Source organism: Trichocoleus sp. FACHB-90 (assembly GCF_014695505.1).
GTDB lineage: Bacteria > Cyanobacteriota > Cyanobacteriia > Cyanobacteriales > FACHB-T130 > Funiculus > Funiculus sociatus.
Window position 1 is genome coordinate 84,250 of sequence record NZ_JACJOK010000073.1, and the last position, 17,782, is coordinate 102,031.

General features: G+C 44.3%; 14 protein-coding genes. 10 read left to right on the forward strand and 4 right to left on the reverse strand.

The features are described 5' to 3' along the window. Positions 1-17 precede the first annotated feature (17 nt). Both recO and deoC read right to left on the reverse strand, forming a co-directional pair. Positions 18-1,001: a DNA repair protein RecO gene (recO, locus tag H6F74_RS21715; protein WP_190444238.1), complete on the reverse strand. Its 984-nt coding sequence runs from the start codon at positions 999-1,001 to the stop codon at positions 18-20. An 86-nt stretch (positions 1,002-1,087) separates the two neighbouring features. Beyond that, positions 1,088-1,768, reverse strand: coding sequence for a deoxyribose-phosphate aldolase (deoC, locus tag H6F74_RS21720; protein WP_190444239.1), 681 nt, complete (start codon positions 1,766-1,768; stop codon positions 1,088-1,090). A gap of 236 nt (positions 1,769-2,004) precedes the next feature. Between deoC and H6F74_RS21725 the strand changes: the two genes are divergently transcribed. Next, on the forward strand, positions 2,005-2,745 hold the full coding sequence (locus H6F74_RS21725) for a DUF3592 domain-containing protein (RefSeq protein ID WP_190444240.1): 741 nt from the start codon (positions 2,005-2,007) through the stop codon (positions 2,743-2,745). Between the two features lie 299 nt (positions 2,746-3,044). Here the strand turns inward: H6F74_RS21725 and H6F74_RS21735 are convergent, their stop codons facing one another. Then, the gene (locus tag H6F74_RS21735; protein WP_190444241.1) at positions 3,045-4,067 is read right to left on the reverse strand and encodes a metal ABC transporter substrate-binding protein; all 1,023 of its coding nucleotides are present in this window, start codon (positions 4,065-4,067) and stop codon (positions 3,045-3,047) included. A gap of 168 nt (positions 4,068-4,235) precedes the next feature. Between H6F74_RS21735 and H6F74_RS21740 the strand changes: the two genes are divergently transcribed. The 8 genes from H6F74_RS21740 to H6F74_RS21775 all read left to right on the forward strand — a co-directional run bounded on the left by H6F74_RS21740 (position 4,236) and on the right by H6F74_RS21775 (position 15,672). Beyond that, entirely contained in the window at positions 4,236-5,003 is a 768-nt protein-coding gene (locus H6F74_RS21740) for a metal ABC transporter ATP-binding protein (protein ID WP_199301510.1), read from the forward strand. 75 nt (positions 5,004-5,078) lie between these two features. Continuing rightward, the gene (locus tag H6F74_RS21745; protein ID WP_190444243.1) at positions 5,079-5,975 is read left to right on the forward strand and encodes a metal ABC transporter permease; all 897 of its coding nucleotides are present in this window, start codon (positions 5,079-5,081) and stop codon (positions 5,973-5,975) included. A 79-nt stretch (positions 5,976-6,054) separates the two neighbouring features. Further along, positions 6,055-7,029, forward strand: coding sequence for a dienelactone hydrolase (locus tag H6F74_RS21750; RefSeq protein ID WP_190444244.1), 975 nt, complete (start codon positions 6,055-6,057; stop codon positions 7,027-7,029). 411 nt (positions 7,030-7,440) lie between these two features. Beyond that, positions 7,441-8,043 (forward strand): hypothetical protein, encoded by a 603-nt coding sequence (locus H6F74_RS21755; RefSeq protein ID WP_190444245.1) that lies wholly within the window; start codon positions 7,441-7,443, stop codon positions 8,041-8,043. Between the two features lie 88 nt (positions 8,044-8,131). Continuing rightward, positions 8,132-10,570 (forward strand): OmpA family protein, encoded by a 2,439-nt coding sequence (locus tag H6F74_RS21760; RefSeq protein ID WP_190444246.1) that lies wholly within the window; start codon positions 8,132-8,134, stop codon positions 10,568-10,570. A gap of 2 nt (positions 10,571-10,572) precedes the next feature. Then, positions 10,573-11,100: a Rab family GTPase gene (locus tag H6F74_RS21765; protein WP_190444247.1), complete on the forward strand. Its 528-nt coding sequence runs from the start codon at positions 10,573-10,575 to the stop codon at positions 11,098-11,100. Positions 11,101-11,359: 259 nt separating this feature from the next. Next, entirely contained in the window at positions 11,360-13,216 is a 1,857-nt protein-coding gene (locus H6F74_RS29480) for a diguanylate cyclase (protein ID WP_199301487.1), read from the forward strand. Between the two features lie 131 nt (positions 13,217-13,347). Continuing rightward, a complete protein-coding gene (locus H6F74_RS21775; RefSeq protein ID WP_206756340.1) occupies positions 13,348-15,672 on the forward strand; it encodes an adenylate/guanylate cyclase domain-containing protein in 2,325 nt (774 codons plus the stop codon). Between the two features lie 266 nt (positions 15,673-15,938). Here H6F74_RS21775 and raiA read toward each other — a convergent pair whose 3' ends face one another. Further along, a complete protein-coding gene (gene raiA / locus H6F74_RS21780; protein WP_190444249.1) occupies positions 15,939-16,592 on the reverse strand; it encodes a ribosome-associated translation inhibitor RaiA in 654 nt (217 codons plus the stop codon). A gap of 509 nt (positions 16,593-17,101) precedes the next feature. Between raiA and lipB the strand changes: the two genes are divergently transcribed. Beyond that, entirely contained in the window at positions 17,102-17,770 is a 669-nt protein-coding gene (lipB, locus tag H6F74_RS21785) for a lipoyl(octanoyl) transferase LipB (protein WP_190444250.1), read from the forward strand. The last annotated feature ends 12 nt before the right edge of the window (positions 17,771-17,782 follow it).

Below are 17,782 nucleotides of genomic sequence, written 5' to 3' on the forward strand. Positions count from 1 at the left end.
TAAAAATTCGGCTGGGACTAAAAACAAGCATCCATCAAAGCAGCAGAGCGAATTGATCGCCCAAACTGAAACTGGACGTACTGACGTAAAATCTGCTCTACACCAACCCAAGCTGCATGATATGAAGGATGATGGGTTAGGGATAAGGGATGAATTGATTCTTCACTCATCGTTGGGGGTTCATCACTACTCATGTCAACCTGGGGTAGTTCTGGTTGAGCCAGCTTTTGCAGCAGCGCCAGCTCGACGGCATTCAGTTTAGTGTTCAGTATCAGGGGGGTTTGAGCATGAACAACAGTTTGGTAGTTACCGCCCTTTTCCTGCGCCACGATACCAGGCATTTGTGGCGAGACGGTGTTTTTTAGTCCTAGATTTCCCCTAGTCCTTGGAGTAGCGATCGCCCGCGCTTCTGCTTGCAGACGTTCCAAGGCTGGTAAACTCACCGTTCCCCCAGCAGCAGCACTAAAGCCAACCCGCCAGTCTGGATCGTTAAATTCCGGCAGCAGTGGTTGTCGTGTCACGCAACATTCTTGAACTTCCGGCGCAACGCCAGCCAAAGCCATCAAATGAAAGACACCCTGGGTAAGGTGAGCTAAAACTGAGGCAGTGTCGGGGGATAGCAATTGCTCCAAGCGGCGTAGATGTTCATTTAGTAGCTCATACAGTTCCTCCTGCGGCTGATCGCTCAATGCCTGACACAGAACTAATTCCGCAAGATATTGGCTGGCTGTCAGTTTCCTCAAGTCCTGACTTAAGCCGGGGTAAGATTCTATAGTTTCTGCCTGAGTTATTTTATCGAGCGATCGCCCTTTAGCAATCAGTAGCTCATTCACCACAAACAACCCACTCCTACCACCCATCTTTGAGTGGTGCTTGCGTGCGCCGGGAGCCACAGCCCGAATTAAGCCAAATTCCCGCGTCAAAATGGTCAGCAGTCGGTCTGACTCGCCTAACGGCATACCCTTAAGATTAATTCCTGTTACTTTGTAGGTTCGGCTCATTAGCTTAAGTTTTGAGTTTTGAATTTTGAGTTCTGAGTTACAGGAATTTTTAAACTCAGCACTCATCCCTCAGCCCTCAGCACTCCTCAGTCTTCTTTTTCCAGCGTATCGCGCTGACGGATCAAATCGGGGCCGCGAGACGTTCCTAACCGCGTAGCTCCTGCCACGATTAACTCTATGGCTTGCTCAACGGTACGGATTCCCCCCGACGCCTTAATGCCTACCTGCTCCCGCGCCAGCTGCTTCAGAAGGCGGATATCCGCCACTGTGGCACCCCCCTGCCAACCCGTGCTGGTTTTTAAGAATGCCACTCCTGCATCCATACATATTTCAGCTGCCACCTTCTTTTCTGCATCTGTCAGCAGGGCAGTTTCCAAAATTGCCTTCACAGTCTGTCCAGTTTCGTCGCAAATCTGGGCAATTTCCCGATGCAGTTCCTCGGTTTTTCCAGCTTTCAACAAACCCAGGTTGATCACGACATCTAACTCAGTAGCTCCATTTTCTACCGCCTCTTGAGCTTCATATAGTTTTGTCGCCGCTGTCGTCGCCCCAGTGGGAAAGCCTATTACAGTACACACTTTGGGATTCTTTCCGTGCAGCAAATCAGCTGCTTGCCGCACGTATACGGGATACACGCACACCGCCGCAAAATTAAACCTGTATGCTTCTTCGCACCACCGCACCACCTGCTCGCTTGTAGCTGTGGGATTTAGCAGCGCATGATCGATAAACCCCGCAATATCAATATCAGGCTGATTTGCAGCCATCGTTTCTACCCTCACTCACCTACTGTTAAGTTTTATCAGAATTTAAGAAAAATTACTTAAACCCAACCGGAATAACTTCTGGCTGGTCTGTAGACACCGTATACACCTAAAGATAGAGAACCACTCTTATTTAGCCCGCCACAGGTTTGCATGGCATTTTCAAAAACTGTGCTGATTAAGGCGTATCTAAAACCTTCTCAAAACCTACCTAGCTACAAGGAGAAAAAATAAATAAAATGGCAAAAAAAGACGGAACGTTAACGTGGATGGGCAGCCTATTTAGTATTACCGGAATTGGAATGCTTATCGGGAGTTTTTTATCTTATAATTCTACCCATAATTTTATTAAAAATTCATCCTCTACCATAGCCACTGTAACCGAACTTAGGCTTCAAACTTCCAGCAGTTCCAGCAGCTCCAGCAAGTCGAGTACCTATTACCCGATAGTAAAATTCAAAACTCAGAAAGGGGAAAGCGTAGAGTTTCAATCAAGCGTTGGCACTTATCCACCAAGCTTTCGTGTAGGCGAAACGGTTTCTGTTCTTTACGATGCCAACAATCCCGCCGAAGCAGAAATAAACTCTTTTTGGCAACTTTGGTTTACTGCTATCTTTTTATTGGCAATGGGGGGGCTTTTTGCCGGAATAGGCTTGAGTTTAATCGCTGGCCCTTTAGCATTTAGATTCTCATCAAATAAAAAGGCTGCAAAGCTGCAAGCTAATGGCAAAAAGATAGTAACTAAATTCACTGGAGTGGAATTAAATACATTTTTAACAGTCAACGGTTCCTCTCCTTACCAAATAATTTCCCAATGGTTTGACCCGGAGACTAATCAAGTTTACGTTTTTCACAGTGAAAATATTTGGTTTGATCCGGAAGAATTTATCAAATATGAAACAATAGATGTATATGTAGACCCCAACAATATGAAAAAATATCACATGGATATATCGTTTTTACCAAAATTGGCGAATTAAAATTTCCCACGGGAAATTTGATTCCGCTTCTCGCATCCTTAAGCTTCCGCCCCCGGCTTTGACAAACCCTCAGACAGAAGCTCTTTTAATAATTAAAATTGGTTGGCTCTCCGGCAGAGACATGGCAAGATTTAGTAACCATGTGATGAAGTTACAACAGCCATAAAATGGTTCAATAACTCTCTTCTAAATGCCAGTATAACTCCGATATTTTAATATATCGGCGACAAGTGCGGGAGGTGTTTGAAAGCGCTAGTAGGTTAGGCTGAGAAACCCAACCTACAATGATTTTTAACGGTTCACTTTTTTACCTTGTTACTAACCTCAAATGGCGTGTACTTTCCTCCCAAAGCTTCTACAATGGTGCGGGTATTAGCAACCATCATGTTGATGTAAGAATCAGCGTCACTTCCAGCAGCACCAATCGAGTCAGAATATAGTTGACGCGGTGCTAATTTTATGCCCGATTCTTGGGCTACAGTAGTAATCAAAGCTGGGTTAATTGTTGTTTCTGCAAAAATTGCTGGAACACCAGCCACTTTAACAGATTCTACCAATCTTCGTACTGTTTGAGCGCTGGGTTGTTCTTCCGTACTGATGCCAATTAAAGTACCAGCAACTGGGATTCCATAACCACGTCCATAATATTGAAAAGCGTCGTGAGTTGTGATTAATTTCCGCTTATTTTCTGGAATGGTTTTGATTTCCTGGGTAATCCAGCTATCAAGTTGTTTTAACTCAGCAGTGAGTAATTCTGCATTTTGAGTAAATTTCTCTTTGTCTTCTGGTGATACTTCAATTAACGCATCGCGAATGGCATTAACCATTTGGATGACGTTATCAGCATCTCCCCAAACATGAGGATCTGGCACTACTTCCCCTTTGCCTTTATCCAGTTGCAAAGACTTTACCACTTCCCCTACAGCCACTTTCCGAGCTTTGCCGCCAGAGGCGTTCATCAGCTTAATCAAGCCTGGTTCTAGGTTGTAGCCGTTATACAAAATCAGGTTTGCTTTCTCTAAAGCCTGAGAGTCTTGTGGCACTGGTTCGTAAACGTGGGGATCTGTCCCTGGTTTGAGAATGCCCTTAAGCTGAATTTCGTCTCCTGCCACCCGTTCAGTTAAGTCTTCGATGATGGTGCTGGTGGCAACTACGTTGGGTTTGCCGTCTGCTGCTGGATTGGTACTTTCTGAGGAGGGCTGGTTACAACTGAATAGGGCAAAAGGTAGAAGCAGCCCCAGCCCCAACCAGGTAATGTGGGCAAAAGAAAGAATTTTTGGCTTTCTCTTATTTCTTTTTTTCTTTTTTAGGTTTTCTTCCATCTTTCTAGTGTGAAGGTGCTGCACAATTAATTTTGCCTATCTTTTAGATTATTTCCATTTATAGATGTTTTCATAATCCTTTCATTTTTAGATTATGCTCAAGGAAAGCAAGATCGAACCACACTAATGAGTACCGTCACTTTTTCACCTGATGCGGATTGGACAAAAATGGTATGCCATCTGAGAGATGTGCCTGTGGCGGCGACAGGTGCAACAAGCATTAACGTTAGCCACTTGGGAGTTCAGTACCGCACGGTAGAGGCGCTGCGAGATGTCAGTTTTGCGATGAAATCGGGGCGACTGACGGGAATTATTGGCCCCAATGGTGCTGGTAAAAGTACCCTGATGAAGGCGATGTTGGGGTTGATTCCAGCTGCTGCTGGCAGTGTACTGTATAACGAGCGCCCGTTGATGGAGCAAAGGGAACTGGTTGCTTATGTGCCGCAGCGATCGCAAATAGACTGGACTTACCCCGCTACTGTCTGGGATGCGGTAATGATGGGTAGGGTGAAGAAAACTGGCTGGTTTCGTCGTTTCTCAAACGTTAGCAAACGGGTAGCGGCAGATGCTATCGAGCGTGTGGGGATGAGCGCTTATCGCGATCGCCCGATTGGGCAACTCTCCGGCGGACAACAGCAACGGGTATTCTTAGCCAGAGCGATCGCTCAGCAAGCGGAGATTTTCTGTTTTGATGAGCCGTTTGCGGGAATCGATCAGAAAACTCAGTCGATTATTTTTGACATCTTCCACGAACTCGCCGACGCCAATAAAACTGTTCTAGTCGTCAACCACGACTTAGGGGAATCTATCACCCACTTTGATGATTTGATTTTACTAAATACTGATTTAGTTGCCAGTGGTTCGCGCCAAGAGGTGCTAAGTCAGGAAAACCTTTACCGCGCCTATGGGGGCAAGGTTGCATTTTTTGCAGCTTAGAAAGTTAGAATTTAAGAGTTATTAACTCATCACTCCTAGCTTCTAAATATTTCCAATTACCAAAATCAAATTATTATGCTAGAAGTGTTAATTGAGCCGTTGCAGTATGGCTTCATGCAGCGATCGCTTGTAATTGCCATTCTCGTCGGCCTTTTGTGTGCTGTCGTGGGTAGCTACCTAATGGTGCAGCGATTGGCTTTGCTGGGAGATGCCATTAGTCACTCGGTATTGCCTGGGTTAGCGATCGCTTTTATGGTGGGAGCGAATATCTTTGTCGGGGCCTTTATTGCCGGAGTCTTGAGTACAATGGCGATCGCTTGGATTCGGACGCGATCGCCTATTAAAGAAGATGCGGCAATGGGGATAGTTTTTTCCGCCTTCTTTGCCCTTGGTATTACCTTAATTACTCTGATCCAAAAAGACAACAAAATCGACCTCAACCACTTCTTATTCGGCAATATTTTAGGTGTCACGATTCAAGAAGTCCGGGACACAGCTATCATCGCCGCAATTGTATTAATAATTGTTGTACTGCTGTATAAAGAATTATTGTTCTATACCTTCGATCCCCTCGGAGCGCAGGCAGTTGGATTACCTACCAACCTGCTAAACTTTGGGCTGATGCTGCTAATTGCTCTAACGATTGTTGCCAGCATGAAAGCCGTGGGAGTAATCTTAGTTTTATCTCTACTAATCACGCCGGGAGCCACAGCATATTTATTAGTTAAACGGCTGCATAATGTGATGATTTTGGGGGCGGTAATTGGCATTATTTCCAGTATCAGCGGGATGTATCTCAGCTACTTTTTTAATCTGCCTTCTGGCCCCGCGATTGTATTAGTTGTATCGGGATTATTTGTAATAGCATTGTTATTCAGCCCCAGCTACGGGATATTTACCAACAAAAAGCCAGATTCTGGACAATTATTGCCTGTCTTGCAGGAGTTGAAACAGCTGATGCGATCGCGCTAAAAATCGCCCTACAAGTTATTTCTAAAAGTCCAACTGTGTAGGCTTATGATTAAAAAAGTCTGAATTTAGGAATTATGGCATGATTCGCGCTTTTTTCCGAGCCGCTAAAGTTGAGAATGCCAAACCGCCCTACGACACAATTCATCTCAAGATACTATATCCCGCCAAGATGTCGGGAAGCCAACAGCAACTAGCTCAAGGCATTGTGCCAGCAGACTCAGACAAAGCTCCGTTTCCGGTGGTAATTTTCTTTAGTGGGATTAACTGCACGAGCCAAATGTACCAGTGGCTAGCAGTTCAACTTGCCCAGGGGGGAATGGTGGTAGTGACATTTGACTGGGTTGCCGAAAATTTGCCTGGGATATTTAGCCTCACTCCAGGTGTTGATATTGCAATGTGGACACCCGATAAATACGGCACTGGCTCTACTGCTTCGGCTTTACCAACACTACTAGGCGAACTCGAAAGCCTCCAGTCGGAGGGAGTGCTGGCGGGAATGCTGAACTTACAACAAATTATTTTGGGCGGACACTCCGCAGGTGGCAGAATTGCGCTAGAAAATGCCGAACCGCGCTTTTTTCCACAAGTCGCGGCGGCTTTTGCCTACGGCGCTCACAATGCCGCCCCGATAATGCTAGGATTTGCACCAGAAACGATATTACCGCTGCCCTCATCGCTGCCCCTATTGCTCATAGGTGGCACCAAGGATGGGGTAATTGCCAGCAGCAGCCGACAGTATGGACTCAGTAGCGACGCGACTACAGCAGTTGTCCGCACCTTTCACGAGGCAATAACCGGGGGGCGAGATGACACCTATCTGCTAATTCTGGAAGGGGCAAATCACTTTTCCATTGCTTATCCGCCAGATATTACTACTGCTTCACCTTTTGACTTACCAGCCACTCAACCGGAAGACGCAATACGTTCTCTAGTGGGTGAAACGGTTGGTTTGTTTATTGATGCTCATGTGCGCCACAAACCAGACGCATCGCAGGCGCTTGAGAGTTTGCTATTGGGTGCTAATCCAACGATCGCATTGTTGGCGCGAAAGTGAGCAGGAGTGATGGCACCGAAGATGCGATCGCTCGTGACGGTAGGCTACAGTAAGCTGATACCTGATTGCTTCTTTGTTAAGTAGACTTCTAAATTCAGAAAAACTCAGCACTGATGTTAAAGATAGTCATCTACAGGGGAATACTTACAAAGGAGGATGTCACGAAGTTTGTCTAGAATCACTATGGCGCAGAAGTTATGTGATAACTAGGAGAATCCGTTGCGCCTATTGGCGGAGATTCTAACATAGGTTAGCGATGACGAAGACTAAAGGTTTCTCCGCTTAAACCTGACGTGAAACTAGAATATGGGCTGAATTTTTCGATATGTTTTTCTTCCTGAATGGATGCTGGGTAGTCCATAGTCTGTTTAAATGAACAATAGGCAGTTTTCTCAATAACAAGGTCTAATTATGAATGAAATTTCCAAAGATGAAATGCGTGAAAGACTGGGAAACATAGATCAGATTCGCGACATTCTTTTTGGCTCTCAGGTTCGAGACTATAGCAAGCGCTTCGAGCATTTAGAGTCAGAATTATCCAACCTAGATCAAGAAATCAATCAGCGCATTGATCGGATAAAAGATGCTCTTTCCCTAGAGCTACAAATAGCAGTTGATTCTCTGGATAAAAAAATCAGAATTTTAAGCCTAAATACCCAAAAAGAAAGTGCCGATCTTCGCCAACATATTGACCGCACCAGCCAAAGCATTTCTAACACCTTGGGAACCTTGGATGATGTTGTCGATACCCAAACAAATGCGATTCGACAAGACGTCTCCCAAACTAGAGAGAAACTCCAAGAAGATATCCGAAGTCTGAGGAAACAAGTTTTTGAAGAAATGGAAAAACGCTTTTCTTCAATGACTGATGTCAAACTTTCTAAAGATGATATGGCAGAAATAATGTTTGAGTTTGGTATGAGGTTAAAAGGGGCGAGCTTAGCCTCTGATTTATCAGACGACAGTGGCAGAAGTGTAGCTGCGGAGCTTTTGTTACCAGAGTCAGGACATTAGATAAAATCAAATTCCTGCGCCGAATTAGGGTGTATTGCTTGATTTTTTAGCTTTATTAGTTAAAAATTAGAGTAACGGATGGCAGTCCATGACTTTATCCAAAAAAAATCAAGCTGACGATTCTGCTCCACTAGAAGGGTTGCTGAATTTATTAATTGACTTAGAGCTTTTCAACCCTTCTAAGGAACATAGAGAAGAATCAAAAGACCTTGAAAATAAAGCCGAAAAGCTATTTAAAAATTCACTTTTATCGGAGCAGAATTTCGATGTAGTTACTGTACCTAAGCCTTCAGGAAAATCGCCAAGGGTGCAGGCATCTGACACCATTATCGAGCAGGGGGAGGTAGAACCTCCTAATTTTCGTTCCCAGGCTGAGCCTGGGAACGAGATAAATTCGATTTCATCTGAGGAAGATGAGTTAGATATTTCAGGTGATGTTGTTACGAGTTTTTCGCATTTAAAAAACTTGATTTTTCCAGCGCCACTATTGAAAAACCAAGCAGAAAAATCTGCTGGAGAATTACTACCATCTACTGATGTAGTAACTGCGGGTGAACCTATTAAAGAAGCGCATTATGCGTCGATTTTAAGTGAAGATAACGCCAAAAAATCTAGCGAGGTGTCGAATAAATCTCAGCAGAATTTAGATAATGTTGATGCCCCAGACGATTCCCTGGCTCGCTTGGAAAATCTTCTAGTCGATATTGGCATGGGTGAGTATCGGCACTTGATAGTAAATATTGAACAAAAACTGAAAATTCTAGAGAATCAGATTTATGAGCCGACAGAGTTAATAAATTTACTTTTGCCTTTGATTACAGAGATTTTGATTCTCAAGATTGAGCAATCCAAGGAAGAAGTTGTTGAGGCGATCGCGCCGATCATGGATCGGATGATTGAGAGCAGAGCTGGTAAAGATAAAGTAGCGATGGCTGGCGCTTTAGCACCGCTGATATCAGCGGCAATTTCCCGACAGATCAGTGACTCGCCGGAGGAAATTGCTAAAGCGATCGCGCCCACAATGGGAAAAGCTATTAAAGAACAGATTTATCTTGAGCGGGATTCGATGGTAGATGCCCTCTATCCCATCATTGGCAGCACAATTTCTAAATACATGGTGGAAGAAATTCGTGCCATTAATGAAAAAATTGAAAATACCTTGAGCGTAGAGGGAATCACTCGTAAAATTCGCGCTAAGGTGCAAGGAGTCTCTGAGGCAGAACTCATCCTCAAAGATGCAATGCCCTTTAATATTCGAGCCATTTTCTTGATTCACAAAAGCTCTGGTTTAATCCTTTGTGAGGTTCAACCGCCTGAGCTACAGAAACTAGAATCTGATATGGTGGCGGGTATGCTCACAGCTATTCGCAGCTTTGTTAATGACTGTATTGCACTTTCAGGGGAAGTTTCGGAACTCGATCATATCAACTATGGCGCTTCCAAAATTATCCTAGAAGTGGCGGGATACTGTTACATGGCGGTAGTAGTTCAAGGAGAACCGCCTAACTGGTTAATGCTGAGAATCCGGAGTACCCTCAGCAGCATCATTCAAAAATATGGTAAACCCATCGAGATGTTTAATGGAGATGCAGCCACCATCCCGGAGCAGGTAAACCATATATTAGAAGACTTTAGAGACAGCTGCACAAAGTCAAATAACAAGAAAGCTGCTACACCTACGCTGTTAATACTCGGCTCAATGCTACTGAGTTTCATCTTACTGCCTTGGGGAATTTATCAGTATCGCCACAGAAGCGATCGCGCCATTGAGCAAAATACCGCCCTCGCCTTAGCATCTAATCCAGAGTTAGCAGTTTATCGTCTTACAGTCGATGCCGATGCCGAAATTTTGAAGCTTGCTGGAAAAGTGCCTAACGAGTATTTACGCCAAAAAGCTGCACAAATTGCCCAAGATACTAACCCAACTCTGAAGTTAAACAATAACATCATCGCCATCAATACGCCCCCCGATCCGGTATTGCCAGCAGCTGAGGTAAAGCGAGTGACATCAATACTCAATCAGATGGACGGCGTTTTCATTTCTGCTAAATATAATGCTGGTAAAGTCACAGTCCAGGGAACTGCTTTGCAAGCGACAGATGCCCAGAAAATCACTCTGGCATTCGGAAAAATTCCGGCAATTGAGTCTGTCACCAACACTGTAGAAATACAGCCAAGTGCGATCGCTACCCGAATTTACTTTAGTCGCGGTACACAAAAGCTCGAATTTAAAGATATAAAAAACAAAATTCTACCAATCAGGGGATTCTTAAGTCAGTATCCAGAAAAGCATCTTATGATAGTAGGTTACGGTGATGCCAGCGACAACCCAAACCAAGATCGGCACTTGGCACTTGAGCGAGCTAAGACGGTGCGAGATGCCTTAATAGAGCAAGGCGTTGCTCCTCGACGATTGCGAGTTGCAGGAATGACAACCCACCCCTTAGATGTAGATGCTGACCAACCCCTATGGTTAAGTAGGTGCGTCGAATTTGAGCTAGTGACACCAGTTGTCCAACGTAAATAAATATGTCAAGTATATCAAAAAAAATCTGCTTAGTTGGTGATTTTGGCGTGGGTAAAACCAGCTTAATTCGCCGCTTTGTAGATCGTCAGTTCAGTGATAAGTATCTTTCAACTGTGGGAGTCAAAATTTCTCGCAAAACTGTGGAATTAGAACAGGTAAAACAACAGGAAAAGTTGAGCGTAAATCTGCTAATTTGGGATTTAGAAGGTAGTACCAAATTTAAAGCGATCGCGCCTACTTACCTGCAAGGAGCCAGCGCTGCCATACTCGTTGCCGATGTCAGCCGTCAGGAAACCATCGAGCATCTTGCGGATCATTTAAATCTGTTTTTGTCAGTTAATCCCAAAGGATTTATCATCATTGCCTTGAATAAATCCGACTTGGCTGATGAAGAAAAACTGGCAAAATTGCTCCAAATGAGTAACAATTACCAGCAATCTCAAGTATTATCAATTCAGCCGACTTCGGCAAAAACAGGTCAAGCCGTCGATGAAATTTTTCAAAATATAGCTTACAAAATTATAGAATAGTCATGGCTACTCCAGAATTTCTGTAACTATTTCTCCTTAAGAGTCTCAGCCTCATATTCTTCTCGTTCCTAGGCTGCGGAATGGGAACGCAAGTCTTAGAGGCTCTTGCCTCCACCTAATAGCAAGAATTACCCAGAAAGAGGTGAGATGGTCGCCTCACGTCCCATTCCTAGACCGCAGCCCTGGAACGAGGATAAAGTCTCATTTTGCTTCTTGCTAATTCCGGATTTGCGTAATATTACTACCGAAAGTTGTAATTATGTTTACAAGTTCTGTAAATCCGTACTTTAAAAAACTCTTAGCACCCCGACGCATCGAGTATTTGGCGTTGGATCGGAAATTGAGCATTTTAGATACATCTTTGAACGTGCATAAGTTTGCCGAGCAACCAGATGAGGTAGTAAAGGGCAAGGATGCCCGTCTTGGTTTCCCTGAATTAATCGGGCTTGAAGAAGTTTTCAGCGAAATATTGTCAGGAGAGAAGCAGAATTTCGATCTAAAAGGTATTTCCCGATCTTCAGATAATGGCTCTCTTTTATATATTGATATTTCTGTGAGTAAATACCAATATAACGAAGAAGACTTAGAAGACTGGTTAATCATCTTCTTTGATGATGTAACCGAAAAAATGTCCATGACGCAAAACTTGGTGCAGAGAACAAACGAAGCCAATCTTTTACTTAGCGCTTTAACGAGTTCTAAAAATTATATAGATAAAATTATTACGTCAATTGCTGAGGTTTTGTTGGTAACAACAGCATCAGGAAAGATAAAAGCCATAAATAAAGCTGCGAAAGATTTATTCGGTTATAGCGAAAAAGAATTAATTAATAAGCAAATTGCTCAGATTATTACTGACAATGATTTTTTCCAAAAAGCAAGGCTACTGTATCCTTTATCTCCTGGTGAATTATTAAAGGATGTGGAAGTAATTTGTAAGACAAAAAATGGGAAAGACATTGTTGTAGCATTTTCCTGTTCAGCTATTGAGACTGACATAGAGGACTTACAAGATTTTGTTTATATCGGGCGGGACATCACCCAGCGCAAGCGAACAGAAGCAGCCGTACAACAGGCAAACGAAAAACTCACCATCTGGGTTAATGAATTAGAACAGCGCAACCGAGAGATTACTCTGCTGAGCGAACTAAGCGAATTACTCCAAGCTTGTTTGAGTGTTGAGGAAGCTTACACCGTCATTGTCCAGATGATGGAACCGCTTTTCCCGGATACGGTGGGTGGAGTTTTTATGATTCATGCCTCAAAACAGCTGGTTGAGGCGGTGGCGACTTGGGGTGAAGACGCGGGAACTGAAGTTTATACAAGCCAGAAACTGTTCTCAACTCATGAGTGCTGGGCGTTGCGGCGGGGGCGATCGCATTTCGTAACGAACACCCACAACCGTATGCTCTGCAAGCATCTGCACCCAAATCCACTCCCTGCTGAATATGGCTGCATCCCGATGATGGCGCAGGGGGAAGCGATAGGAATGTTGTATGTAAGTCCTCTAGAAAAAGAACGATTAACCGAAGCCAAACAACGGCTGGCTGTCACCGTAGCTCAACACATTGCTCTTGCTTTGGCGAACCTGAGACTGCGGGAAATCCTGAAAAATCAGAGTATTCGCGATCCGCTTACGGATCTTTTTAATCGGCGTTACCTGAAAGAATCCCTAGAGCAGGAGATTCATCGCGCCGAGTGCAAGCAGCAACCACTAGGCATCATCATCCTCGATATTGACGACTTTAAGAAATTTAATGACACTTATGGTCACGAGGCAGGCGATGCGGTGCTGCGGGAAGTGGGTTTATTTTTACAAAAAAATATCCGCAAAGGCGATATTGCCTGCCGTTATGGGGGCGAGGAGTTCACGCTAATTTTACCAGAGGCACCTCTAGATGTCGTCCTCGAACGAGCGCAGCAACTTCGGGAAAAAATTAAGCAACTTCAGGTAAAGTATCACGGTCAACTTTTGGGTACCATCACCCTCTCGCTGGGGGTCGCTTGTTTCCCAGAACACGGTTTGACGGCATCAGAAACGATCCAAGCTGCTGATATGGCGTTGTATCAGGCTAAGACTCAAGGGCGCGATCGCGTCTGCGTCTGTGGCTCTTAGCAGCTTAGAGCGTTATGTATGCTACAAAAAGTAAAAAGTAGTTAATAGTCAAGAGTTCTAAGTTATTAGCTAGGAACTAATGACTCTTCAGCCTTTTGTCTTGAATTATGAATTCCCTGTTTAAAAAATTCTTGGCTACACGCAGAATGGAGTACCTGACACTTGATCGGGACTTAATCGTGTTAGAGGCATCCGAGGGAGCGCAACGTTTTGCCGAGCAACCCCAGGAGTTCGGAGCGGGTAAGGATGTTCGCCTGGGATTTCCGGAATTGATAGGATCTGAAAATTATCTGATGGCTGTCTTTGAAGGGCAGCGGAGTATTTTCGAGTTTGTTTCTCTGGGACGTGGAGATAATAATTTTCTATATTTTAATTTGTATGTAATTTTACAGGAAAAAACTGAGGATAATCTGTCCGATAATTTGATTATATTCCTTGAAGATGTAACCGAAAGAATAATTTTAGAACAAAATTTAGTACAAGCCACTAATGGCACCAATCTTTTAGTAAGTGCTTTATCAGAGTCAAAATATTATATCGATAAAATTATAGATTCAATGGCAGATATCTTGTTGGTAACGACGACATCGGGAAAGATAAAAATAGTTAACAAAGCTGTCGAAGGGTTATTTGGTTATAGCGAGTCCGAATTAATCGGGCAGCAAATTAGTATAATTATTGATGATAAAAACTTCTTTAAAAAAGCAAATCAGCACCCTCCATTATTTCCAAATAAATTTAAGAATGTAGAGGCTGTTTGTCAGACCAAATCTGGAAAAAAAATTTCCGTCGCCTTTTCCTGCTCAGTTATTCAGACTGAGGTACAAGATTTACAAAATTTTGTTTATATCGGTCGAGACATCACCCAGCGTAAGCGCGACCAGCAGCGTCAGGTGGCGCAGTATGCTACAACTCGCGTTTTGTCAGAGTCAACAGCACTAAACAAAGCAATCCAAAAAATTCTGCCAGCACTGTGTGAAAGCCTGAGTTGGGATTTAGGTGAATTTTGGATGGTAGAGGAAGGTTCAGGGGAGCAGGGGAGAGGGGGAGATTTGCCCAGTGGCCAATTGCGATGTGTGGAAAGTTGGGCGAGGGCGTTGGTTGGGATTAAAGAGTTTATAGAGTTTACTAAAAAGATTACCTTTGCGCCAGGGGTGGGTTTGCCCGGTCGCGTTTGGGCATCGCGATCGCCCTTGTGGATTAGCGATGTGGTCAATGATGCTAAATTTGAACGATCGCATATCGCATCTCGTACCCAAATCCACGGAGCATTTGGGTTTCCTATCCAAAGCGGCGGTGAAGTTTTCGGGGTGATGACTTTTTTTAGCCGCGACAAACAGATGCCCGATGAAGATTTGCTTCAGATGATGATGGCTATTGGTAGCCAACTCGGTCAATTTATCCAGAGTAAGCGAGCAGAAGCCGCGCAACAGGAGAGCGAAGAAAGATATCGAGATTTGTTTGAAAATGCCAACGACTTAATTCAGAGCGTCGCTCCAGATGGTAATTTTTTGTATGTTAATCATGCTTGGCGAGAAACTTTGGGATATAGCGAAGCTGAAATTGCTCAGATGAAGGTATTTGACGTTATTCATCCAGATTGTTTAGAACAATGTTTGGAGAAGTTCCAGAGGGTGATGTCTGGAGAAAAAATCGGTCAAATTAAAGTCGAATTTATTACTAAAAATGACGAAAAAATATCCCTAGAAGGAAGCTTAAACTGTAAGTTAGTAAATGGAAAACCCGTTGCTACAAGGGCGATTCTTCGAGATATAACTGAGCGCTTAGCCGCAGAAGAAGCACTACGCTATCAACAGGAACAAACCGAACGCCTGTTGCTGAATATCTTACCCCAGCCGATTGCCGAACGCCTGAAACGGCAGGAAAACACGATTGCGGAAAACTTTTCCAATGTCACGGTTATGTTTGCCGATTTGGTTGGTTTTACAGAATTTTCAACTAAAGTTTCGCCGACAGAACTGGTAGAGATACTTAATGTGATTTTCTCGGAGTTTGACCAGCTGGCTGAACAACACAGCTTAGAGAAAATTAAGACGATTGGAGACGCTTATATGGTGGTGGGGGGTATTCCTCATCCCCTGGGGAACCACGCAGGCGCGAGCGCGCAAATGGCACTCGATATGCAAACTGCGATCGCTCAATTTAGCCGGGAAACTGGGCAAGCTTTGAGTATGCGGATTGGCATCCACACCGGGCCTGTGGTGGCAGGTGTGATTGGCACAAAAAAGTTTATCTACGACCTGTGGGGGGACACGGTGAATATTGCTAGTCGCATGGAATCACACGGTTTACCTGGTCATATTCAGGTGACAGCAGCCACCTACGAACTGTTGCGGGAGCAATATTTATTTGAGGAACGGGAATCAATCCAAGTTAAGGGTAAAGGAAAAATGACTACTTACCTGTTGCAAGGCAAAATTAGCGCTAATGGCTAAGAGGATGTCTTACAAGTGTCAAAAGTTAGCTTGATCCCCCCAGCCCCCCTTTTCAAGGGGGGAGAATCAAGTCTTAGTCCCCCTTAAAAAGGGGGATTTAGGGGGATCTCAACCGTCTAAGCATCTCGATTATGACTTTTCAGACATGCTATAATTTCGCGTTCCCAGACCCAGTTTGGGAACCCGAAATTAGAGGCTGATTGCTTTTATACTTTCTTGCCCTTGAAGGGGAGGCAGAGCCTCCCTAAGCAGGAAACGAGATTGAGTTAACCTTTTGCAGTGGACTTCTCTGGTGTCGCACTGTTGCCGTGGGCAGTTTTCCCATTTTTGTGATTCGTGTGTCCGTTGCCGTTACGCGGCAGAATCACTCCATAACCACCGTGGTTGCGTTCATAAATCACGTTAATCTCGCCAGTTTCGGCATTGCGGAACATATAGAAGTCGTGATCCACCAGCTGCAATTGTTCCAAAGCTTCTTCTGTAGTCATCGGCGGCATGGCAAAATATTTGGTACGCACAACTTCTGTGGGGAGTTCGGGAGTGCGATCGCCTATTAGATCCGGTGCCACTGGTACTTCTTCTACCGCTACGGCAGTTTTAGGCTGAGCTTGGGTTTTCTGATCCAGCCGTTTTTCTTTATATTTCCGCAGGTTTCGGGCAATTTTATCAGCAACCAGGTCAATACTAGCGTATAGGTTATCGCTGCTTTCTTCGGCGCGGATCACTGTGCCATTAGCGAAAATCGTTACTTCAGCCGCCTGTTTGGGATTTATCCGGGGATTGCGGGCTACTGATAGATGCACATTTACTTCTGTTGTCAAATTCTGAAAGTGGTTCACCGCTTTTTCAATCTTTTGATTCACGTACTCGCGAATCGCATCGGTGATTTCAATGTTTTTGCCGTGGATGACAAGCTTCATACCGGATACTCCATAGTGTACCGTATTGGTAAATTAGAAAGCTATAGCAGATAATTGCCGCTTTCTTCTGTAGCTATTAAATGCCCGTTTTTTGGGTAGACAAGTGTTGAACAGAGGCAAAACTTTTAGGAATATCAAGGTTTTACCCATACCTACAAGGTTACTCGGATGTTCTTGAACAGCGAGCCGTAGCCAGAGGTGTTACCAGCAAGCCGATTGCTCAAAACTACTGTCGATGTTCCTGTTCAGTTATCTCCAGAAAAGCAAGTCTAACTAACGTGTTTTACCCTACGATTGCTCAGCCTTGCTTTGGGGTTGTCTTGAAGATGCGTCCTGTTTCAACACTGTTTGCTTATAACTTCAACATTAGCACTTTGTAATGTACACAACAGATGCCTTTGACTTCTCTTCAAAATCCTTTGCATCTTTTGACATTTCTTGATCCCGCTAGCTGAAATATGCAGAAAATTTAAGTCAAATTGCTGTTGATTTTTGCGATAATCTTAAGTATGTCTGAAATTTTTGCCTTGGATTCCCGGCGGCAAGTCTTAATATACAATCGAGGGCTGATGCCCTATGCAGATGCTTGGGAATGGCAGCGATCGCTAGTTACAGAACGCCTAAACGACCCGAATTGTCAAGATGCGCTGATTTTGCTAGAGCATCCGCCAGTTTATACTCTGGGACAAGGAGCAAGTCTAGAATTTCTCAAATTTGACCCCGCAGCGACTGACTGGGAAGTTTTTCGGGTGGAACGAGGCGGTGAAGTGACATACCACTGTCCGGGTCAGCTAGTCGGCTACCCAATTTTAAATCTGCGACATTATCGCCAAGACCTGCACTGGTATCTGCGGCAGTTAGAAGAGGTATTAATTCGAGTTCTGGATGTTTATGGGTTAAAAGGCGATCGCATTCCCGGTATGACTGGCGTTTGGCTGGAAGGCTGTAAGGTGGCAGCAATTGGCATTAAAGTCAGCCGCTGGATCGCCATGCACGGCTTCGCCTTAAACGTTTGTCCCGACCTCTGCGGCTTCCAGCGCATTGTACCCTGTGGCATTGCCGACAAGCCTGTTGGCAGTTTAGCCCAGTTCCTTCCCACAATTGATCTTAACCAGGTGCGCCTGGATGTGGTAGCAGCCTTTGCAGAAGTTTTTGATGTAGAAATTAGGAGTCTGTAGTTCTTAGTCTGC